This window comes from Nitrospira sp. MA-1 (genome assembly GCA_032139905.1).
Taxonomy (GTDB): Bacteria; Nitrospirota; Nitrospiria; order Nitrospirales; family UBA8639; genus Nitrospira_E.
The window spans coordinates 19,065-41,503 of the sequence record JAQJDB010000006.1 but is presented as its reverse complement, the minus strand read 5'-3'; the positions used below and the strand labels follow the sequence as shown (position 1 = coordinate 41,503).

22 protein-coding genes are annotated in these 22,439 nt (G+C 50.7%); 19 read left to right on the top strand and 3 right to left on the bottom strand.

The window, feature by feature from the left end; all coding sequences use genetic code 11:
• Positions 1–85 precede the first annotated feature (85 nt).
• The gene (locus tag PJI16_07610) at positions 86–517 is read right to left on the bottom strand and encodes a GNAT family N-acetyltransferase (GenBank protein MDT3777425.1); all 432 of its coding nucleotides are present in this window, start codon (positions 515–517) and stop codon (positions 86–88) included.
• 74 nt (positions 518–591) lie between these two features.
• Here PJI16_07610 and PJI16_07605 point away from each other — a divergent pair, with 74 nt between their 5' ends.
• The 4 genes from PJI16_07605 (at position 592) to PJI16_07590 (ending at position 2,486) form a co-directional block, all read left to right on the top strand.
• Positions 592–771, top strand: a complete 180-nt coding sequence (locus PJI16_07605) for a hypothetical protein (GenBank protein ID MDT3777424.1) — start codon at positions 592–594, stop codon at positions 769–771.
• A 106-nt stretch (positions 772–877) separates the two neighbouring features.
• Entirely contained in the window at positions 878–1,603 is a 726-nt protein-coding gene (locus PJI16_07600) for a hypothetical protein (protein MDT3777423.1), read from the top strand.
• A gap of 297 nt (positions 1,604–1,900) precedes the next feature.
• Positions 1,901–2,149, top strand: coding sequence for a BolA family transcriptional regulator (locus PJI16_07595; protein MDT3777422.1), 249 nt, complete (start codon positions 1,901–1,903; stop codon positions 2,147–2,149).
• 4 nt (positions 2,150–2,153) lie between these two features.
• On the top strand, positions 2,154–2,486 hold the full coding sequence (locus PJI16_07590; GenBank protein MDT3777421.1) for a glutaredoxin domain-containing protein: 333 nt from the start codon (positions 2,154–2,156) through the stop codon (positions 2,484–2,486).
• A gap of 298 nt (positions 2,487–2,784) precedes the next feature.
• On the opposite strand, the gene PJI16_07585 is transcribed toward PJI16_07590, so the two are convergent.
• Positions 2,785–2,922, bottom strand: a complete 138-nt coding sequence (locus tag PJI16_07585; GenBank protein ID MDT3777420.1) for a hypothetical protein — start codon at positions 2,920–2,922, stop codon at positions 2,785–2,787.
• Positions 2,923–3,090: 168 nt separating this feature from the next.
• On the opposite strand from PJI16_07585, the gene PJI16_07580 reads away from it, so the two are divergent.
• The 13 genes from PJI16_07580 to PJI16_07520 all read left to right on the top strand — a co-directional run bounded on the left by PJI16_07580 (position 3,091) and on the right by PJI16_07520 (position 17,988).
• Positions 3,091–3,870, top strand: a complete 780-nt coding sequence (locus PJI16_07580; GenBank protein ID MDT3777419.1) for a tetratricopeptide repeat protein — start codon at positions 3,091–3,093, stop codon at positions 3,868–3,870.
• 138 nt (positions 3,871–4,008) lie between these two features.
• Entirely contained in the window at positions 4,009–4,692 is a 684-nt protein-coding gene (locus PJI16_07575; protein ID MDT3777418.1) for a prepilin-type N-terminal cleavage/methylation domain-containing protein, read from the top strand.
• Between the two features lie 130 nt (positions 4,693–4,822).
• A complete protein-coding gene (locus tag PJI16_07570; GenBank protein MDT3777417.1) occupies positions 4,823–6,505 on the top strand; it encodes an ATPase, T2SS/T4P/T4SS family in 1,683 nt (560 codons plus the stop codon).
• A complete protein-coding gene (locus tag PJI16_07565) occupies positions 6,498–7,709 on the top strand; it encodes a type II secretion system F family protein (GenBank protein MDT3777416.1) in 1,212 nt (403 codons plus the stop codon). Before PJI16_07570 ends, PJI16_07565 begins: the two co-directional genes overlap by 8 nt.
• 77 nt (positions 7,710–7,786) lie before the next feature.
• Positions 7,787–8,512: a hypothetical protein gene (locus PJI16_07560; protein ID MDT3777415.1), complete on the top strand. Its 726-nt coding sequence runs from the start codon at positions 7,787–7,789 to the stop codon at positions 8,510–8,512.
• A 278-nt stretch (positions 8,513–8,790) separates the two neighbouring features.
• Positions 8,791–9,711, top strand: coding sequence for a type II secretion system protein (locus PJI16_07555; GenBank protein ID MDT3777414.1), 921 nt, complete (start codon positions 8,791–8,793; stop codon positions 9,709–9,711).
• Positions 9,701–11,197, top strand: coding sequence for a hypothetical protein (locus PJI16_07550; protein ID MDT3777413.1), 1,497 nt, complete (start codon positions 9,701–9,703; stop codon positions 11,195–11,197). The genes PJI16_07555 and PJI16_07550 overlap by 11 nt, the downstream gene beginning before the upstream one ends.
• Positions 11,194–11,781: a hypothetical protein gene (locus PJI16_07545; GenBank protein MDT3777412.1), complete on the top strand. Its 588-nt coding sequence runs from the start codon at positions 11,194–11,196 to the stop codon at positions 11,779–11,781. Before PJI16_07550 ends, PJI16_07545 begins: the two co-directional genes overlap by 4 nt.
• Positions 11,748–12,263 carry a hypothetical protein gene (locus PJI16_07540; GenBank protein MDT3777411.1) on the top strand — a complete coding sequence of 172 codons (516 nt, stop codon included), beginning with the start codon at positions 11,748–11,750 and terminating at the stop codon, positions 12,261–12,263. The genes PJI16_07545 and PJI16_07540 overlap by 34 nt, the downstream gene beginning before the upstream one ends.
• Before the next feature lie 28 nt (positions 12,264–12,291).
• Positions 12,292–13,905: a secretin N-terminal domain-containing protein gene (locus PJI16_07535; protein MDT3777410.1), complete on the top strand. Its 1,614-nt coding sequence runs from the start codon at positions 12,292–12,294 to the stop codon at positions 13,903–13,905.
• Positions 13,905–14,729, top strand: a complete 825-nt coding sequence (locus PJI16_07530) for an AAA family ATPase (protein MDT3777409.1) — start codon at positions 13,905–13,907, stop codon at positions 14,727–14,729. Before PJI16_07535 ends, PJI16_07530 begins: the two co-directional genes overlap by 1 nt.
• Before the next feature lie 28 nt (positions 14,730–14,757).
• A complete protein-coding gene (locus PJI16_07525) occupies positions 14,758–16,143 on the top strand; it encodes a tetratricopeptide repeat protein (protein MDT3777408.1) in 1,386 nt (461 codons plus the stop codon).
• Between the two features lie 468 nt (positions 16,144–16,611).
• Positions 16,612–17,988 (top strand): DUF3391 domain-containing protein, encoded by a 1,377-nt coding sequence (locus PJI16_07520; protein ID MDT3777407.1) that lies wholly within the window; start codon positions 16,612–16,614, stop codon positions 17,986–17,988.
• 80 nt (positions 17,989–18,068) lie between these two features.
• Here the strand turns inward: PJI16_07520 and PJI16_07515 are convergent, their stop codons facing one another.
• On the bottom strand, positions 18,069–18,440 hold the full coding sequence (locus tag PJI16_07515; protein MDT3777406.1) for a hypothetical protein: 372 nt from the start codon (positions 18,438–18,440) through the stop codon (positions 18,069–18,071).
• 295 nt (positions 18,441–18,735) lie between these two features.
• Between PJI16_07515 and PJI16_07510 the strand changes: the two genes are divergently transcribed.
• Both PJI16_07510 and PJI16_07505 read left to right on the top strand, forming a co-directional pair.
• Positions 18,736–20,457 (top strand): GAF domain-containing protein, encoded by a 1,722-nt coding sequence (locus tag PJI16_07510; GenBank protein ID MDT3777405.1) that lies wholly within the window; start codon positions 18,736–18,738, stop codon positions 20,455–20,457.
• Between the two features lie 123 nt (positions 20,458–20,580).
• Positions 20,581–22,290 carry a SulP family inorganic anion transporter gene (locus PJI16_07505; GenBank protein ID MDT3777404.1) on the top strand — a complete coding sequence of 570 codons (1,710 nt, stop codon included), beginning with the start codon at positions 20,581–20,583 and terminating at the stop codon, positions 22,288–22,290.
• Positions 22,291–22,439 lie beyond the last annotated feature (149 nt).

The window sequence follows — 22,439 nt, the reverse complement described above, 5'->3', positions numbered from 1 at the left end:
AACAATCACTGGTCACCTCGTTTCTCGATCTGGATACCGCAATAGCATAACCATGGACAGGTTCCAATTTCTCCAGACCTCATCTCTACCTATTGAATGGTTCCGTGGGAGGAACGATATGCTTGCCCCGGTCCCAGACCATACCAGTCTGCTCTTTATCAGAAAATCCCAAAGAGGCGTAAAATCCCTGATAGCGCCTGGTGCAAAGCCAAAACAACTCCACCCGTTCCAGCTTGGGATGCCTTAATATTCGTTGGATAATGCCTTTACCGATATCCCGATCCTGATAGGCACGATCCACGATCACATCCCAAATCGAGGCGCGATAGATGAAATCCGTCAACACCCTCCCAAATCCGACGAGTCTGGGGCCATCCCAGGCGGAAATTGCCACATCCGTATGTGCCAGCATCCGTTGAGTATCATCCAATGAACGAGCACAAGCCCAATCCGTTTGGCAGAACAATGCCAAAAGCTCTTGCGCCTGAATATCGTTGGAATCCAAAAAATTGATCATGCGTTGGCAGATTGTGGCAAGATGTATTACACTAAGTCTACTAGAATTAGCTGACAAAAACCGGAGTCGTGCCGATGTCGATGTTAGTCAGAAAATGCCCAAAATGCAGTAAGCTATTTTGGAAAAAAGAAGAAGAGATCCAATATGCCGACGAGAATACCTTGAAAGTCGTCTGCAATCACTGCCACCAGGTCTTGCGGATACCGCTCATCACAGAAGGCGCCAATGCCGGCGCCCCGAAAATGGGCCATTAGGATTTTAAAAATTTCGCCTTCCAGTATCGCAGTCACGGATTTACCAATACACAACCAATCAAAAATTTCCTCCTTCTCTCGTCTATTCCACTAGACTTCTGACTGTATGCGACACGAACATTTGGCCGGTTTAGATGTATGTATTACAGGTGGAGTGGATCGCCAGGGAAGCGGCGACGGACCACTTGTGGTTCTCTTGCATGGATTCGGTGCCCCAGGGGATGATTTAGTCGCATTATGGCGCTATCTCAATGTCCCGGATGAAGTCCGCTTCCTTTTTCCTGCTGCTCCACTCGAACTGGGCATGGGCTTTGGTAACGCTCGAGCCTGGTGGATGCTTGACATGGAACGCCTCACACAGGCCAGAGCCCAAGGGCAGTGGGATGCGTTGTCACTAGAAATTCCTCGTGGCCTGCCCCCGGCCCGCACACAAATGCAGGACGTCCTCTCTCTCGCCCTAGAAACCTTGTCGGTACCGACTCGATCACTAATCCTTGGAGGGTTTTCCCAAGGGGCCATGCTGGCGACTGACCTGGCCCTTCATACCGATTTACCTTTGGCAGGCTTGGCACTGCTATCCGGTACACTCATTGCCAAGCAAGAATGGCTTACCCGCCTGCCCACTCGCCAAGGTCTTCGGGTATTTCAAAGCCATGGCACTGACGACCCCATTTTATCGTTTTCCATGGCAGAGCAACTTCGTGAACATATCCAAACAGCCGGATTACCTGTCAGTTGGGTAGAGTTCCGTGGGGGTCATGAAATTCCCATTCAAGTGTTGAAGGGCCTCGAGGCCTTTCTGCAAGCAAGTCTCTACCCTCCTCCGCATTAATAAAAAAAATAAATTCGGTAAACAGTTAGGACAGAAGGCAAAATCAGGGTTCCCTCCTCCCGCTTCTCTTCTCATCTATCCTCTTACTTCCGCCATTTTTCTCCCTGACGTTTCACGCCTTACCCCAATTCGGACCAGGAACACTCGTCGCCCAGAATAAACAAGTCAAAACATCGGAACCCCACAAGGAACCATTTATTCTGGGAAGGCCCCAGAACCACATTGCGTAGAAAATTCTTTCTCCGGTATAGTGGGGACAGAATATTCCATCATTTTTCACCAGGATCAAAATTTTCTATGATGACATTTGAGGATCTCAGCACTCAACTTCAGCAAGCCTTAGGCGATGCCGAAGTCTCGGTTCTCGATCGAACAGGTACCATGGACCATTTTACGGTCAAAGTCATTTCCAATGCCTTTGAAGGAAAGAATTTATTAGACCGTCATCGAATGATCTACCAAGCCCTCGACGCGCCCATGAAAGACGGACGCATTCATGCCCTAGAAATTCAGGCCAAAACCCGCAATGAAGCCCAAGGAGGATAAGCCAATGAGTACACCCATTGAAGACGAAATTAACAAGGAAATCGCCCAACACAAAATTCTCATTTACGGGAAAGGCACGAAGACTGCCCCTCAATGCGGATTTACGGTGGAGACCATGGAATTTTTTAACAAATTCGGCTACCCCTATGAATTGATCAACGCCTTGCCAAACCCTGAAAAACGGGAGGCCCTTTCAAAAATGACCAACTGGCCGACTTTGCCAAAAGTCTTCATCAATGGCCAGTTTTATGGTGATACGGATGTCTTGGGTCCGATGGAAGAAAAAGGGGAATTGCAGCCACTGTTAAAGGCCGCCTTTCCCGATCAAGCCAAATAGGCATTGAGCCAAAAGGCCTTCGGTCCTGCAAGGCCCACCTCAATAAAGGGTGGGTCTTGTTGCTTGTTTTAGACCTTACCTGCGTCGGCACACTCTGCCACCAAGCCTAGACTTTTCCCATTGTCGATCACGCACCTTCACATACATAGCCCAGACTCCTCAGTACATTTATGCCTTAGGACATTGAGGGAGTGTCGAATAATAATTTCCAATGGCATGTTGCATATTAGAGGTTTCGGGGGCGGTTCAAAAAAGCATGCCCTGAGCCTTTCGAAGGGTTCGTCCAGCAAGGCCGCAGTCATTTTTGCGCGCAGAGCATACCTCCAGTACGTGAGCACGGCAAAATGACGAGAACGCCGCTGGCGGCTTTTTTCAACAGACCCATTGTTACTTCTGCCTGACGCAGAGGTTGAACCATCGCATGGGTTTCATTCATCTCTAAGCTCTCCATCAACTCTCAGGCACATATGTTCTCTTGTTGGCCGTTGCGAACCTTTTGATCTGTGTTTTTTTGAATTGGTTCAACACTTCACGCGTAATTCCTTAAGCATGTTGCCTATTGTCCGATATGTTCAATCTGGAACCACTGAGGCAATGAGCAACCATGAGACGTCCCATCTCAAAACCAAGGGCAAAAGCCAAAGGAACATCAAGAGCGCCAAAAGCATCCTCAGGCACCTTCATTCTCAGTATGATCATTGGTCTGGGAATGTTGACCTGGTCTTCCGCCTTGGGAAATCATTTGACCCTACCGGGCTCCCAAGACTTGAGTCATGGAGATGAATCTGACCCTCAACCTTTCATCCGGCAACTAGAAAAGATCAACAACTATATTCCCCCCCACGCTCAGGCTGATCTCGAAAACACCACCTCATCAAAAATTGAACATTCCGCCCTTCCCACCAATCCCCTTCACCCGTCAGCCACCGAACTCAAAGCTGTAGGATCTCAGCAATCCCATTTCACTCCCACAAAGAAACCCATTCACACAACAGTCCTATTTCACAACAATGCCACACAAGACCTTTCAAATTCGGGATGGCGGTCATTGCTTAATGGTCGGCCGGAAGACGCGATAACTGCGTATCGAGAATCCCTCAAAACCCATCCCAAATCAGCCGATGCCTATATCGGAATGGGCATCGCACTTAAAAGTCTGGGCTTTATTGAAGATGCCAAAGACGCCATACACCACGCTCTTGCCATCAACCCTCAACTCTCTTCCGCACTCGTTCATCTGGGATACCTCTATGCGGATGGCCAGATCGGACCTTCGGATCCCAAGGCCGCCCACCGGCTTTTCCATCAAGCATCCCAACTCGGTGATCCATTTGCCTCCATCGCACTTCTAGACCTGCAATCCCGCTCACGACCGCAATCCTAATTTCCGGGGAACGCCTGCCCTTAAGAAGGCCATACCATATGCCGATGGATTTTTTATGGACGTGTCATCCATACCATTTTCCCTATTTCACCTGAAACACGGCCAAATGAAGCACCCTTCGTAAAGGAGAACTAACAGATGCCAAGAAAAATTTTTCGGCCACTTCATCATTCCCAGGGGTTTACCTTGGTGGAAATGATCGGGGTCTTGGCCATCATTGCCATACTGATTGCCCTGTTATTGCCAAAGATTTTCACCCTGATTGCGTCGTCTAAGGCAAGTTCCCTGGCTGCCGCAGTAAGAACGTACGAGACCGCCGTCGCCAAATATTATGGAGACATCGGAACCATCTGGCCTCTCAATGCGGCTGGAACTCCAGCACAAGAGACCGGAGGAAACAGTGCCACTGTCACTTCCCTTGCCGCCCGGTTAACGCTCGACGCCTCGGACCCATTGAATACCGGCACCAATCAATGGAGCCGATTCCGAGGACCCTATCTGGAAAAATTTAATACGAATACGCCTCCGGGATTAGGAACAACCATGTACATTCCAGCACAAGCGGCAATCGCACTCGGAACAGCGACCACCGCAACAAATGTGGGATGGGACTTGAAGGGCGATGACGGAAACAGCGATCTCCCTACCGGAGCCCGAGTCGCCTATCTCAGGGTCGATGGAGTGTCTGATACTGAATTCAATGAAATCGATGGCATCATTGATGCGGGTATAGGATCAAGCTTGGCCGAACGCCAACTCCGCGGACGCGTGAAGTATGCGGCGGCCAATGATCGCCTGTATATTTACCTGACGCACCAATAAGTCGTGTCCTCCCTCAATGAGGAAAGAGTGAGGAAATTACAACGATGGCTGTGCTCCTCCCTCCAAGGTATCCCTCACAGGACAACACCCATTTCCTTGCGCCCATAAATTTCTCCTGACAGCCTGGTCTATGCCAACCACACCTACCACAGCCGCACGGCCTCTCCTCGGAACGTCTCTCCTTCAAGACGGCTGGATCACTCAAGAGCAATTGGACCTGGCGGTCCGAGAGACTAAGAGAAAAGGCGTGATGTTAGGCCAAACGCTCATTGGCCTGGGATTCATTACCGAAAAAATCCTGGCCCATTATCTGGCCGAGGGCACCCAAACCGGCGTAGTCGACCTCTCCACTATTTTCATCCCACCGGAAATTATCAATCTCATCCCCTACGATATCGCCACCCAGTTTCAAGTCCTCCCTCTTAGCAAACAGGGGAATGTGTTGAACCTGGCCATGGCAGATCCATTGAATATTGTCGCGGTGGATAGCATCGAAAGTCGCATCGGGCTCAATGTACATACTCACACCGCCCCTGCCCAGGAACTGATCGAAGCGATCGAGCGGCACTATGCGCACCGGGAGTCCATCAAGCAACTGCTTGATGAATTAATGGCTAAAGGCATCTCCGATCTTGGAGAAGATGGAAGCCGGGTGGCCCCAATGATTCGCTTGTGCAATCAACTCATTACCGCCGCCATTCAATCCCGGGTGACCGACATCCATGTCGAGCCGGATGAGTACTATTTACGGGTTCGGATGCGCATTGACGGCATACTCACACAAGAAATTCTCATTCCGAAACCCCTTCAAGCGCCTATTACCGCCCGGTTTAAACTTATGGCCAATCTCGATCTGACGGAAAAGCGAACTCCTCAGGACGGCCGTATCCCCTTTACCTTAGGCACCCGCCGGATTGACCTTCGCGTGTCGACCCTTCCAACAAATTTTGGAGAAAGCATTGTCCTCCGAATTCTGGATAAAGGGGCATTAAAGCTAGAATTCCTGGCGTTAGGATTTACACCCAACGACCAATCGCGCGTCCAAGCACTGATCCAACGTCCCCATGGCATTATCCTCGTGACCGGTCCCACAGGGAGTGGAAAGACCACGACATTGTATACGGCGCTCCGCCATGTCGATGCGAAAGAAAAAAGTGTGTTTACGTTGGAAGATCCGATCGAATATCAGATGCCTCTGATTCGCCAAACGCAGGTCAATCCGGACATCGGGATGACCTTTGCGGCCGGGCTTCGTGCACTCCTTCGGCAAGATCCCGACGTCATACTTGTTGGTGAAATTCGTGACCAGGAAACGGCCGATCTGGCCATGCGTGCGGCCTTAACCGGACATTTGGTTTTTTCCACTCTTCACACCAACGATGCACTGGGAGCCATTCCTCGTTTAATCGACATGGGTGTGGAAGCCTTCCTCCTCGCCTCCGCCCTGACGGCCATTATTGGACAACGCCTCGTTCGGTGTATTTGTCCGGAATGCAAGGTTGAACGGACAGATGCCTCCGCCATCCTTGCGGATCTTCGAGTAGAATTACCGGAAGGTCCACTCCCTAGCCTTTGGACAGGAAGAGGATGCCACGCATGTAGCCAGACAGGGTATAAAGGCCGAGCAGGTATTTACGAAATTATCCCGATTTCAGAGGAACTCCATGCGCCTATCGTGCACGGACCGGATATGGCAGGGATTCGGGCCATCATCCGGAGAGATCAGATGCCAACCATGTTTGATGACGGACTTCTGAAAGCCCTTCAAGGAATTACCACCATTGAGGAAGTGTTGAGGGTCACCGGTGGCTAATTTTCAATACCGCGCCATCGACGACCATGGGAAGCCGGTTGAGGGAGAGATGACAGCCCCGGATCTTTTCCACCTGGAACGCCAGCTCCAGGACATGGGGCTCTGGCTGGTGCGGACATTCGAATCCAAACCGAAATCCCTCGCACGAACCACTCAAAAAAGAGGGAGAGTCAAACCCCGTGATCTCATGGAATTTTCCACACACATGTTTACACTCCTCGAGGCCGGCATTCCCCTAACTCAGGCGTTAAAAAGTTTGTCGATCGAGACACCCAATCTTCATTTACGCGCAACCTTACAAGCCATTTTCCAACAAGTCGAAGCCGGGAATACATTGCATGATGCCATGAAGCAACACCCCAGGATTTTTCCTCCGCAAATCACCAATCTGGTGCATGCGGGAGAAGACAGTGGCACCTTGACCGATACCTTCAAAGAATTAGAACGATATCTGGATTGGCTTGATCAAATTCGTGGAGATGTGCGTCAGGCCACCATTTATCCGAGTATCGTCATCATAGCCGTGATCGGATTAGTGGTCTTGCTCTTTACCTTCGTCATTCCGCGATTTGTCCCTATCCTGGAAGGTCTGCATGTGCCCCTTCCTACTATCACCCTTATCATCATCACCCTCAGCGAACTCTTCGTCGGGAGTTGGTGGCTCTGGAGTTCATTCCTCCTGCTCGGCCCAATGGTGTGGGTTTTGGGACAAAAATACCTCCCAGAATTTGCTCACTGGCGCGACCGCATGATCTTACAACTCCCCGTCCTGGGCGAACTCATCCGGATGCTCACGATATCGAAGTTTGTTCAAAACTTTGCGGTCTTGTATCGAGCCGGCATCCCTGTCCTGCAAAGCCTGCAACTGTGCCAGGGCCTGGTTGGCAATTCCGTGATGGAACGGGCGCTACAGGACACGCAACGCGCTGTGTCCGAAGGCTCCACCATCAATGAATCCTTAAACCGTCATCCGGTCTTTCCGCCAATGGTGATTCAAATGATTTCGGTCGGGGAAGCCACCGGGACATTACCCAACACACTGATGAACGTGGCGAATTATTATAATCGTGAAATCCCGCGCCGAATCAAAAAAGTCTTTGGCATTCTTGAGCCCATGATCACCCTGGGATTAATCGGGATCGTGGGAATCGTCGCCCTAGCCCTCTTTTTGCCCATGATGAGTTTAATGGGTGGAATTCATTGACAAGCCTCATGGACTTCCGTGGCGTCTCAGTAAGGTCCCCAGCCGCCCACCAGGTTCCCTCTGACCCGGAAGCCGGAATGACCCTCATTGTCCTCATCGGCTTGTTGGCCATGATATCTATAGGGCTGGCTGTGGTGTCGCCCTCTATGGTCAGGGTCTGGGATCAGAATAGTGAAGACCGTGAGACCCGTGATCTTCAGATGATCGCAACCGGTGTGATCGCCTATCTTCGACAGCACCACACGTTCCCCCCTTCGTTACTCGCCCTTTCCCCTGACTATGTGCCATTGCCTCTAGCCCAACTAACGCGAAATGCACGGGGGTTCCCACGCTATTATTCGGTGCACCCCTCGATAGCCGGATTTCAGAACTCGACTGGACTGACTGGCGCGGAAATCATCAATGCTCGTTTTCTTCTCCTTTCCAATCTCTCACAAGATGCCGCCCCATCCATCACGACTCCCGTCTCTTTTGAAACCTGGTGGAACACGAATGACAGCATAATTCCCGCCCTCACTATTCATCGTGGGACGATTAGCCATCTTTTTTATACCGTGAGCCTGATTCCCAAAGGCAATGGGGGAAGTTTTTCTATTGACCACCAACCAACGCATTCCAACGGCGACCTTCTTCCCACGCATAGCAGATTTCACCTTATAGGCACCGAAATCGGTATGGACGAGGACGATAGCTACACCCCCCCCCCTGACGTGCGGTTCGCTCTCACCACCAATACCAGCTATTGGTTCCACCCCTTGTGCGTCTTCACCAAACGATGGAATCCTCTGTCACCGCCCTGTTAAGTCGAAACATCGTCGGGACCCCCGCCCCATGACCGGGAAAAAATGACGGCATTTCCCATCTCCATAAACTGACTTCCGTGCGATCCTCCTGCCCCCTGTGATTCAGGCAAACCCACCATGACCATTTGAAAAGTTTAAGAAAATTAAGATTGGCTTTTCAAACACCGAAAGAAGGGTTGGTGGACCACCAGGCTGGATATGCCCGATGGAGGGAAGAATACTCACACGCCCCCCCAGGCAGGAGCCTCTCTAAGAAGGAGCAAGACAGGATCGGATTCATGAAAAGACGCGATCACTTTTTTACTCAGGCCATAGGACTCCATACGGACTCAATCTCCTTCGAAACAGACTGGCGTCCCGGCACAACGCTCCGGTCCAGTCAATGCAATAACCGGAACGCAGTTAAAATTATTGGCCGGAGTTTGTCCGCATTCATTCGCACCTCACGATGCCTAGCCACAAGCGGATTTACGCTTGTGGAAATGATTGGCGTCATGGCCATTATCGCCATTCTTGCCAGCTTCATCGCACCAAATGTGATCAATCAACTGGCGACGGTGAGGCGGGATTCGGAGGATGGACAATTGACGACCATTGCCCAAGCAGTTGAACTCTACGTGCGGCAAACCCATTCCTTTCCAACAACCCTTACAGCGCTGAGTCCGGATTATGTCGCAATGGCTTCAGGGCAACTGACGACGAATCCCAATGGATTCCTCCGCTATTATTTCGTGCAACCCAACATCAGTGGATTCACCAACTCCACCGGTCTCCCAACGACGGCTTTGGCGGATGCGCGGTTTATGGTCATCACCCATCTCGCACAAAATGTGAACCCCTCCATTACGACCGATGCAAATTTTGAGACCTGGTGGAGCACCGATGAAACCGGTACGCCCGATCTTAAAATTCACCGTGGACACGTTAGCCATTTGTTTCATCTCCTCAGTCTTTCTGCCAATGGCGCCGGAGGCAGCTACGCAATCGATGGGAGCCAAACCGTAGCCGGTGTCGGCACGCTTGTGCCGCATATTCGCTATCATCTCACTGGAACCCCAATCAGTTTGGATGAAACGAATTCATTTACTGGTCAAAAAACGCAATTCACCCTGACCGCCGAAGCCGGATTTCAATTCGACCCCGACTGCCCGGCAGGATCCCAATGGCGACTCAACAGTAGCGGGTGTTATGGCCCCTAAGACCATGATCGACACTCTTCAACATCCCACATCGTATTCAGAGGTTCAGACACCCATTCTGGAGATCCCACCAAACCTCCGAAAGACTCTGCAGAGGAAAAAACAGACGATTTTAAGCGTTAGCCTTTCCAATGGGCGATTGAAAGCCTTATCGATCGTGAAAAACACGATTGGACAGAGTTGGGAACAACCGGGACGGCTCGTGTCCCTACACACTCTTCGCGACGCATTGGAAGAAGCGATCCATCACACCCAATTTCCAGGTACGCACCTCGCCATGCTCGTGGACCATCCGCGGCTTGCCACGCGGACCATTCAAATCCCTCCGATGCTCCCCACCGACCTCCTTTCCTTTCTGGAACGAAAGGTCCAACAGGAAAAACCTTGGGAAGGACCGGCGGCTTGGCGATATCGGGTTGGCCTGGAAGCGCGAGGGAAATTACATATTCACCTTGATATATGGCCACAGGACTATATCGACAAGATCGTGCACATCTGCCAAGAGTTGAATTTGTCTCTTCGTCAGTTGGCTCCTCTTTCCACTCTTTCTGAGAGTCAACTCAGCGCCTTGCCCGTCGAACCGGGAAAAGGTTCGATGCTGATAACCATGATCGAAGGCAAAATCATGATCGTCGCAGGAAATGATGATGGAACCCTGATCTGGACTCGACATCTGTTCCCGGCCCAAGACTGGGTTCCACTTGGGGAGCGGGTCGGAACCGAGGCCAATCGAACGATAATGTTTATCACACAACAAACCAATTTAAAATTTCCCTGCATCTGGTTTTGGGACGATGAAGAACGATTGACGGCTGGTGAAATTCAGCCACATTTGAGCACTCCCCTTGTGCCATTCCCCATTAAACCCGACTGGAATTACTGGCTGTGGGTCGGCGCGATGCTTCCGGTCAATCTGTCCAGCAATTTCACGCCCACGCAGGTTCTCCAAGCCCCGCTACGAAAGACCCTCACCAAGGCTTTCGTCTCCATGCTTGCGGTTTTTATTCTTTTTGGAGTCGGAACAACCAGCGTCATCGAAGGGTATTTAGCCAGACATCGCACAGCGATGCAGACCATGACCGACCAGGTCACCTCCCTCCAGCAGGATTACGCGCAATGGGAAAGTCGTCTCATGTCGTTAGACACGAAACGGCAATGGGCTCATTCCGTCAGCGAAACAACCACGCCGGAATTAGAAGGCCCGTTTCTCAGCTATTTGGGATCCATTATTCCCACCCAGGTCATTTTGCGCAAAGCCTTTGTGGAGCGAACCCCGGACGGATGGAACGTGGAGTTGGACGGCAGCACTTCTACCAATCTTGCTGCCACATTGCTTGTGGTGGATCAATTCGTGCAACAGCTGGCGGATGGACCATTTCATGTGTCCCTTCATAAGGATTGGCGAGATCAACTCTTGACACAAACCGCCACCCCAACCAATGAACGCCCACTCTATCGATTCACTTTGAAGGGAACCATATCATGAAGTGGCTTCCCCGCTTTGAGTGGCCCAAGCCCCAACAGCTCAAAAGCACGGCACTCGTGGTGCTACTGTTTGGAACGTTATCCATTGTGGGCTGGGTGAGTCTGGATAAACTTTTCACCATTCAAGAGCGTCAATCGTTAACTCAAGATACGATCGGCCTGGAACAACAGGTGTCGGAGCTTCGCTCTCAATACCTTCAGGCTCGTCCGGATGCGCTTGACACCCATCTTCAACTGGCTGAGCAACGCTTACTCCACAACTTCACCCATTTGGCGCAATGGGCGCAAACGCTTCAATTCGACGGCAAACAGCGGAATCTCCTCATTCAATATCGGATTCTGAGCACAGACCGAAACACCACTCCAATCCAGGGAGTTACATTGGTTCCGTTGGAAATTCAAGTCAACTCGCAGGGAACCGCCCATGCGTATCATTCCTATCTTCAGTTCCTAAAAGCCCTGACACGATCCGGACCAAGAGTCGACATTCAGAATGTGACGGTCATGGGTGATGGTCAACAAGCCACTCATTTAACCATTGGATTGTCGGTATGGATGAAAACCAACGATTCCGTCGAGCTTTAAAAAATCCGTTTGTCGCGATTGGTCTGTGCCTTCTTGCAGGATTCGCGGTCTATACCAATTTCGTGGACACGGCATCCGATGCACCGGGCATCCTCTCCGTGGGACTGAATCGACTGCTTTCTGCCCCGACACTCCCTCCCCTTACCCCTACGGGGCAACCCCATGACGATGAAGCTGGTCAATGGATCGAATACTCCAGTCGTGATCCTTTTGCCCCCATCGTGGCGGCCTCTCAGGTGCAATCGGCCCCAGCTTCGATGGGAGCGAACCAAACAGAGGAGAAGCAGGTGACGAATACGTTCACTCTTAAAGCCATTGCCGTCGAAGGTGAACAACGAAGTGCAGTGATCAACCGGACCGTGGTGTATGAAGGAGAAATGATTAACGGGTATCAAGTCCTGTCCATTCTGCCCAAAGGCGTGTGGCTCAAACATGGTGGCAAAAACCAATGGTTAACATTTCCAAAAAAAGCCACGTCATAATTTTCCTCATCACTCTATGAAAGACGACATGCGACACAACACCATAGTGAATCCTCAGACGATCATTATTTCCAATCGACCGTCCAACGGAGCATCCATCACCTATGGCGTACGAGTTTTTCAAAGTCTGGCTCTTTTGGGCATGCTCAGCCTGTGGGGATGCACCATCGCCAATCCAGATGCAGACCGGTCAATCTCAGATGCCAACACCACACAGACTTCACAGAGCCTTTCCCTGAGTTCAGATTTGGCGGCATCATCCGTGAACAACCTTCGGGCCACATTTTCCCTGGAGGATCGTATGTTGCTCACCAGCGATCTCCCCAAGCCTCCGACACCCCCACCTGCCCCTTCTTTGGGCCCCTTGTATTCGTTTCGCGCACAAGATCTTCCTGTCATCGACGCGTTGGCGTTGTTTGCTCGGAGCAACCATTTAAATATTGTGACCGGGCCAGACATCACCGGCACCATTACGGTGGATTTTCATCATCTGCCTTTGGAACAGGCGATGTCAGCCATTTTGGAAGCCCATGGCTATTACTGGGAACACCACCAGAACCTGATCCAGGTCAGGCAATTCAAAACGAAAACATTGAACGTCGATTACATCCGTCTCGTTCGGAGTGGAACAGGACAAAACCGCGCGCAGCTCAGCTCCGGTTCCAGCGGGGGGAGCGGAGGCGGCGCATCACAAGACACCGGACAAATCACGGTGAACCAGGAGGACGAAATAAAATTCTGGGAAGAATTGGAAATGCAAATTAAAACTCTAATGTCCGAAGAAGGACGACTCGTGGTCAATCGTCTTTCAGGCACTATTCAGATATCCGATCGGTATAAACGGGTCGATGAAATTGACGATTTCCTTAAAAGCGTTCACCAGGCCCTATACCGACAGGTAGAGATCGAGGTGCGGATTTATGAAGTCGCCCTGGATGATCAGTACAGTCTGGGCATTGATTGGAGCAGGATTAATTTTGATGGCACAAATGGGGCCATTGCTCTCGCAAATATAATTACTGCGCCCTTCGGAGGATTCATGGCGAAAGCAGCCACGACCACTATCTCCTTCGAGGATGGGAGTTTTGATGGTGTTCTCGAAGCCCTGCAAGAACAGGGCGACATTCGTGTGATCTCTCAACCTCGCGTGGTTACCATGAATAACCAACCGGCCTTAATTAAAGTCGCCACCGATGAACCTTTTTTTTCCTCAACCGTTGCTCAAGGAACTGCCGGGAGTGGCAATATTGTCACTGAGCAGGTGCGATCCGTGACGGTAGGCTTGGTCCTTTCCGTTACACCCCAAATCTCCGAAGATGGATGGATTATGCTGGATGTGACTCCTATTCTTTCCCGTCTCCGTGAAATTAGGGAATCGCCAGGTGCTAAAAGGGGGGATGGCGGAGGAGCCACTGCTCCGGTTTTGGATGTCAAGCAATCCTCCGGTTTGGTTCGATTGAAAGATGGAGAAATGGTCATCATCGGTGGACTCATCCAAGAAGAAAGCTCAGAAACCGAGCGCAAGGTTCCTCTCTTAGGTGACATTCCCTATCTTGGTCGCTTATTTAAGGGAACGTACACAGCTAAAAAGAAAAGTGAGCTGGTCATCTTTCTCTCCCCTAAAATTATTCGAGCCTCATAATGACGACGTTAGATCTCAGCATGTGCTATCAGGAATTGGGGTTTTCTGAACCCCCATTTCGCCTGACACCGGATACCGATTACTTTTTCCCCGGCAGCCACCATCTGGAAGCGCTGGACCACCTCAGATTTGGTATCGCCAGTGGTGGACTCACCATGCTGACTGGAGAAGTTGGTCTCGGCAAAACCCTGTTGTGCCGGCACCTGCTTCGCCATCCGCCGACCGGGGTCCGGTTTGCATACCTCATGAATCCGGATCAGTCCTATTCTGATTTACTTGTATCCATTTATGAAGATTTGACCGGAACACTGCCTGAGGATCAGTCCCTTGGGGCCTTACAACGGGAACTGCCTAAGCTGTTGCTCCGTTTGGCCGTGGAAGGAGAACGGGTCGTCGTGTTGGTGGACGAAGCGCACCGGCTCAGTGGAAAAGTCCTGGAAGGACTTCGGCTTCTCTCCAATCTGGATACCGAAAAAGATAAATTGATGTGTCTCCTGCTGGTTGGACAACCGGAGCTGGAACAAAAGTTGGCGACTCGGGCCTTTCGACCATTGCGGCAGCGCATTAGCGTACGCTATCGCCTGGAGTCATTTACCTGGCAGGAGACTCGTGCGTACATCCGACACCGACTGCACATCGCCGATTCCGGACACCGATTTCATCTTGGTGTGGGAGTTCTCTGGCTCATTTATGCTTGGAGTCGTGGAGTCCCACGCCGCATCAATCAACTGTGCGACCGGGCCTTGTTAGCTGCTTATGCTCAAGGCCGACATACGGTGACTCCCATGATGATCTGGCGCGCAACCAAGGAATTTCTCCCTTAGTGAGAGGATCACGGAAAACCAACGGACCATGAGTATCATTGCAGACACCCTCCAGCGACTTCAGACCCAGACCAAAAGGGAAGGGACTGAGACGACCCAACAGGCCGCCCCCCTTGTCCTTCCAGCTAGAGTGAGAAGAGAGCCGGGTTGGCACCGCCGGCCCTCTCCATTAAAGTTTTGGTTGATCGGGATCGGCATGGCAATCGGATTGAGCAGTCTAGGTCTGGGTGCCTACTGGATCGGCTTGCATTTGGACTTTGGAATGCCAACGGAGGCCTCCCCTTTTCCCAGTCAGCATGTGGCTCTTTCGAACTTCTCTCCACTAGCGGAGACTCCGCCTGCTGATTCAGTTTCTTTTGAAACCTCGCAGATACCAACTGCTGACCCAGTTGAGAGCCTTCCAATATCAGCTACCCAGGAACCGGATGGGGAATCGCCCACATCTCAAGAGAGTATTTCATCGCAACTGCCCTCTCCATTGAATGTCAAACATGCTCTCCTCACACCTGAAACACCAGTAGTCACCCCCACATTCAATGACCCACAGCAGAAAACCGTGCCCACGTCCCTCTCAATGTCACCACAAACACCAGATCCATCACCGAAACACCAGAGCACCGATCCGAAGAAAATCGGGACCAGCTCTCCTGTCACAATCGTTGCCCAGACAGAACAATCAGATTTGGACCTGGACGAATCCACATCCGTCAATGAGACAGATATTGCCATTCCATTGGAAGTCGATGTAGAAGAAGAAAAAATCATCATAGATGAGCTTGCAAACACCACAGCTCTTGTTAACGACGAGCCTTCTATCCCTAGTAATACGATAGCCCTTCCTCTGAAAAATGAGGGGACTCAGGAGAATGGTCAGGTCACAGACCCGGCTCAGCGATCTCCAGCCAATAGGCTTCATCACGCCCAAGAACTCATTCAAACCGGGAAATACGAAGAGGCACAGGCGATACTCTCCCCACTCTTCCATGATCCCCCCGTCACTTGGGAACCATGGTTTTGGATGGGAACGGCGTATTTGGGAACAGGTCAGCTCGATCAGGCCGATCAGTATTTTTTGAGCGGCCTCGCACGAAACGACAAAGTCCCACAATTATGGATTCAACGAGCTCTGGTGGCACAACAACAGGGAAGCTTCCAACTTGCGGTACATGAACTTCGGCAAGCCGAGGCACTCCAACCGGATTTGCCCCATATCCATTTGAACATGGGCTATGTCTATGAGCGAATGGGGAATAATCGGTTAGCGAATAAATATTTTGGTAGATTCTTACAATTAACAGAAGGCCAGCCGGAGTTCTTTCCTATCAGAAAAAAATTATTTGCCAGCTTAACGTCCATGACCAAAACGCAGATCTCCACCCCGGACAAACCTTTAAGTCTTCGGGGAGAACGATAATACCCCTCATCATTGTGAAGCGCGTGATGACGTTTTCATCCACGGGACTGGCAATGAGTTTTTTCCAGACTTTCTTTACATTTTGAGGTTTTTATACCGGAGCGAATGGGATTCCGTTGTAACGTGGTCGGGAACAGGAATAAAGCAATCAGGGCATCGCTCAAAATTCTCTAGCAGCCCAGAGTGATTGATCGGCACTACCGCCTCATAGAGGGGACACCCATACTGACTCACCCAACATCTTCGATTGCACTCCCCTTTCCTCTATTTCCCACACATTTTCCGAACTTCCCCTTAATTCCTGGCTCATTCCTTCCGACAAATATCAGTGGCCACAATTTCAATAGGGAAACGGCCTACAACGGCGCAAATAACCCGCACATGCGATTTCTCATGCCCACGGACAAAACCGGGGATCAACTGTGAGACCAGCCCAGTCATGACAAATGACTGAAATAAGGAGCTACCATGGCCTTCGTTCCACTTCATACAACCGCTCTTCGACTGGGATTGTACATCAAGATCGAGGGATCCTGGTTCAGTCATCCATTCCCAACCAATTCATTTAAAATCGAATTGACGAAAGATCTTGAAACCATTCGTGAACTCACAAATGTCAAATTGTATTTCGATCCGGACCGCTCAGACCCGGAAATGGCTCATTCCAATTGCACGGAAAAACCAGACCGGGTTCAGGTCAACAACATAAGGAAACCGGGGGAAGAATCCTCGGACGAATCTGAGGCCGACCTCACTACCAATTCCTCAGAAGAAGATGCGGTTCCTGAAAATCCTATTCAACGGAAGATTGCACAACATGAAGCTTTCCAAGTTTACCAGGAACATCTGCAAGCAGTTGGTGGACAATTCCAGGAGGTGGTGCAAGAAGCCAAACAGGTCATGCAGGACGTGATCTCCGGCCGACCTCGCGGACTCCGGACAGCAGAGAAAATTGTGGGGGAGCTTTATGAGATTCTTGATATAGCTGACAACTCAAGAGCGCTACTGAATCTGATCGGTTCCAACGAACCGAACGAGGAATTTTTTCTTCATGCCCTCAACGTGTGTTCATTGTCTCTCATGGTCGGGCAGGACTTAGGATTTTCGCGTGAAGACGCTGAAAAACTGGCGCTTGGGGCTCTGTTTCATGATATAGGCGAACTCAGGTTTTCTGCAGAGCAATTATTACGAAAAGGGTCGATGTCTTCTTTCGAACGGAAAAACTTTTTGAGTACTCATCCGAAATTCGGGGTAGAGATGGTCGAGAAATTGCCTAATTTCCCCTATGAAGCAATTGACGTGATTTGCCGGCACCATGAACGCCTCAATGGGTCTGGATTCCCAGCAGGGAAAAAAGACCCGCAAATCAGCATGTTCGCCAAAATTGTCATGGTGGTGGATGAATACGATGAACTATGTCATCACCCGGATCCAACCAAATCCCTCGTTCCCTCAGAGGCCCTCTCCTATTTATACGTGAAATGTCGACACACACTATGGCAAGACGCGGTCGTCTCATTAATCAGCCAACTGGGTGTCTACCCTCCAGGCTCACTGGTCAACTTGAGTAATCAGAAGATTGGGATTGTCACCAGCGTGAATCTCGCGAATCGGCTAAGGCCCGTCATCCTCGTCTATGATGAATCAAACTCTTCAAATGAACCGATTATTCTGAATCTGTCCGAAGAGGATGAATCCCTCTCTATTGTCAGTGCCATTCGACCGGTTGACCTTTCTCCCAGAATTAGGGAATGCCTCAATCCTCGTCGAATTATCAGCTACTTTCCCTCAGCTTCTCCCGCAGAATCCCGAGTCGGAGCCCTGAACTCTCTGGCCGGATCCTGATAATCACTCCAAGGTATGTCTCGCGATCCCGTCCTCACTCACAAAACCTGATCTTGCGATATTATGTGATTCAAGGAGCCCTACGATGGTGAAGAAGAACGACCAAGGATTCGGCGAAGCCAGGCCACCCAGGTGTTCCTCGTTTCAGGAGGAGCTTCGGGATCGGGATATTCCACCCACATCTCCTGATTCCCAAGATACTGTTCACCAATAAAGATACGTTGGGTTCGTAATTGCCGATAGCCTCTATCATGCAACAGGTGAATGAGACCTAGCAGGACCTGGTCTTCGGTAGGCACGGGGTCGACATCTATCTGAAGCGATTCATAGCGGAGTCTGGCCTGAAATCCTCCTTCACGGGGAAGAACCTGGATTTGTCGACTAAACCCGCGATCACGGTCATCCAACCCGGCAACGTGATAGATATGGACCTGAGGAGATGTGGAACTCATACGCGTAAAAATTATCCTACCTCAGTTTGTCCTCTTCGCATAAGAGGAAAAAAGCCGTCGAGCCTTGGGATCCACTTCTAGACTTTGCCTATTCCCGAACAGATCCTCTGCAGATCAGAGAATGCCTCCAATCAATAGGATGCTCTCCCCACGGACGGCCCGGGCAATCAATTCCCGCTGATTCCTCTTGCACTCTGTGGCGTCCTTTTCGTATCGTAGGGTCGAGGTATTGAGACTGAATGCTGGGGATAATTTCTCTAATTTTCCGTATTTTCATGAATACTACCATTACTCTATGCCAAGTCCGCTGACTCTTCAAAGCTCGGGGGAACGTCCTCAAAATAATCGGGGACAAATCTTATCGCTTGCCCTCATGGTGGCCAGTGTAGTTTTCGTCGTGGACTTTTTCCTTCCTACTGGAATTGCGGAAGGTGTCCCCTATGTTGCCGTGGTATTAATTGGCCTTCGGTCACCAGAAAAAAATGACTCTTTGCGTCTTGCCGGCTTGTGTACGGTCTTAACAATCGTGGGTTACGGTTTATCCCCAGCCGGGACAGAACCTTGGATTGGCATGATCAATCGCTCCATAGCCTTGTTTGCCATTTGGTCCACCGCTCTATTAGCCATGCAGGTAAGAGAGGCTGATGCGGCAACTCGCGATCAAAGTTCCATGCTAACAGGCATTTTATCAAATATGCCGGCCGTGGCATTTCGAATCGATCAGGAAGGGGTCATGCATGATTCCTTCGGTCGCGGCCTGACTCGTTTCGGATTAAAGGAACTTACCGCCATTGGACGAATTCCATTAGAACCACCTGATCGGATAAAAAGCGAAATCAAGGAAGGAACTCTTGCCAATTCGGTATTTTATGAGAGCAATGGCATTTTGCAGGGGAAGCCCTGGTGGTTTTTAAATTGTCTGTGCAAATTGGAAGGCGACCAACCTGGCCTCATTGGATTTGGCATTGATATCACTGACCGTAAGCGTGCGGAGCGACGCTTGGCCTTGCACGATGCCATCGCAGACATCTTGACGACCGCGTCCAGCATTTCAGAGACATATCCTCAAATTCTCAAAGCCATTTGCCACACGCTGGATTGGAGGGTGGGCATCCTCTGGCGAATGGACTATCAACGGCAGGCTCTGGGAGCCGCCGTCATTTGGCCACAGGACTCTCCTCAAGCCCAAGCGATGTCATCATCAAACTCCGGTTGGGCGCTCACGCCAGCTGTAGGATTGGCTGGGCAGGTGTGGGACAATCGAAGCCCCCTGTGGATCAAGGACCTTGCCGACTATCCCAAAGACCCTAGAAACCAGGCAGCGCTGGCAGTGGGACTTCACGCCGGATTCGCCATTCCCATTTGCCTAGCTGGGAATACGAGAGCGGTTCTCGAATTTTTCTCGCCATTCCCTGAGGAAGCAGATGATATGTTGCTTCAAAGACTTGCGAATATCGGATTTCAAATTGGCCAGGGTATCGAACGGGAGCATAAAGAACGTCGACTGGCCACCCATCACGGCTTAACCAATGTTCTCGCCGAATCGGCTGGAATGACTCAGGCTGCTTCCCTTATTCTGGAAGCCATTGGTGAAAATTTAGGATGGGATCTCGGAGCTATTTGGATACTCGATTCCTCACAACAGGTCTTACGTTGCCTCAATGTCTGGCATTCCCCTCACTTAAATCTGGATGCCTTTCGGCAGGCATCCCATGCAATCACGCTTGCACGAGGGGTGGGATTACCCGGCCGGGTTTGGAAAGGCGGCGAACCATCCTGGGTCACCGATGTAGTGTCCGACCCGAATTTTCCGCGCGCTGACGCTGCCGCACATGAAGGTCTCCATTCCGGATTCGCCTTTCCCATTAAATCGGGAAACGAAATTCTTGGAGTCATCGAATTTTTTCACCGGGATATCCAAAAGCCCGACAAAGAACTGTTGGCCATGTTTGCATCCATTGGTCTTCAAATTGGCCAATTCATCCAACGGACCACCAAGCCAGGTCTCAATGGATAATCGAGGTTCACAAGAATCACTTTTCGGCCTGATTCCTTGATACCCAACGACATACACGTAACATTTCTTTTCCTGGTAGCATTTGTGACCCATCATCGAACCCTACGGCCTCCCTCCTAAAAAATGGCAGCTACCTTTCCAATACTTTCCTGGGTTCACGGCCTTCATTTCAATAACATACGGGGAGACCTGTATGGTGGATTAGTGGCAGCGGTCGTGGCTCTACCCCTAGCCCTAGCCTTTGGAGTGACATCCGGACTCGGTGCCATAGCCGGCCTCTATGGGGCTATCTTTGTGGGGTTTTTCGCAGCGCTCTTCGGCGGGACGCCTGCACAGGCCTCAGGACCGACCGGTCCGATGACCGTGGTAATGGCCGGCATCATCTTGAACTTTGCCGATGAACCGGCAGTGGCATTTACGGCCGTCATTCTCGGAGGTGGATTTCAAGTCTTATTTGGATTGATGGGGTTTGGTCGTTATATCACCTTGGTCCCTTATCCTGTTATTTCAGGATTCATGAGCGGCATCGGAGGAATTATTCTCATTCTTCAGGTTGCACCCTTTCTCGGACTGGAAGCGAAGTCCAAAGTCGTGGCCAACCTCATGGCGATGCCCGAGTACCTCGCATCTTTTTCTCTTCCCGCCATGTTGGTGGGTTCTCTCACACTAGCCATTGTGTATCTCACTCCTGCCTCTATCGGCAAACGTCTTCCTCCGGTGTTGCTGGCTCTCATCGTTGGAACGACTGTCGGTGAGATGTTCTTCCCGACCCTTCCGGTAATCGGAGACATTCCTTCAGGATTTCCCACGCTAATTTGGCCAACCATGCATACCAGTACACTCTTACTCATGGTTGAGGAAGCCCTTGTCCTGGCATTATTGGGAACAATTGATAGCCTTCTGACTTCTCTCGTCTGTGACAACATGACGCGGACCCAACATGACTCCAATCGGGAATTGATCGGCCAAGGCATTGGGAATATGGCTGCGGGATTTTTCGGAGGCCTTCCTGGAGCCGGCGCCACCATGAGATCTGTGGCGAACATTCGCACTGGAGGCCGTACGCCTATCTCTGGCATGTTTATGGCGGTCGTCCTCCTAGGTACATTGCTTGGCTTGGGTCCTCTGGCCGAAAAAATTCCACTTGCAGTCCTCGCCGGCCTGCTTATCAAAGTCGGATTCGATATTATCGATTGGCGATTTCTGAAACATATGGTGCAGGCTCCACGAACCGAAGTTCTGGTGATGATCGTGGTCTTGTTGGTTACTGTTTTAGTAGACCTCATCACGGCTGTGGGAATTGGCGTGGTCTTGGCCAGTGTAATGTTCGTGAAGCGCATGGCCGACCTGGAACTTGAAAATCTCAGTGTGATCACTGGTGCCTCGAACGAAACACCACTGTTAAAAGAGGAGCAACGCATCCTCGATCGAAACTGCGAGCGCATTATCATGATTCATGTGAATGGGCCGATGAGTTTCGGATCGGCTAAGGACATGGTTCGTCGGTTAGAATCTGTGAAAGGGTTCAATTCTTTTTCCAGCGTGGTTCTTGATCTCACATCGGTGCCGTCTATTGACGGAACCGCTGCATTAGCCATCGAAGACATGCTCCTGATGGTGAAAACTCATCAGCAGCATGTTTTTTTCGTGGGTATGCGTCCGGGAGTGGCTCGAGTCCTCAAAGGACTCGGGGTGCTGGATCAGGTCCCACCCGAGCATCGATACCCTCTTCGGTTGGATGCATTACGCCACGCAGCTCATATCGGCGGATCCACCCATCCGTTCGATACCCCTCCCACGAAAGTTCTGTCTAAAAATCCGGAACCCTCCTAATGTAGGTTTTTTAACAATGTCGCCTTCCCTGTTTCTGAAAAAGCCTTCATTGTATATGCTGAACTCCTCACTCCATCCGCCCTATTAAAGGCCTGGATACGAAAGAGATCACTACCCAACGAATTGACCATAGTGATATTGGATTAATG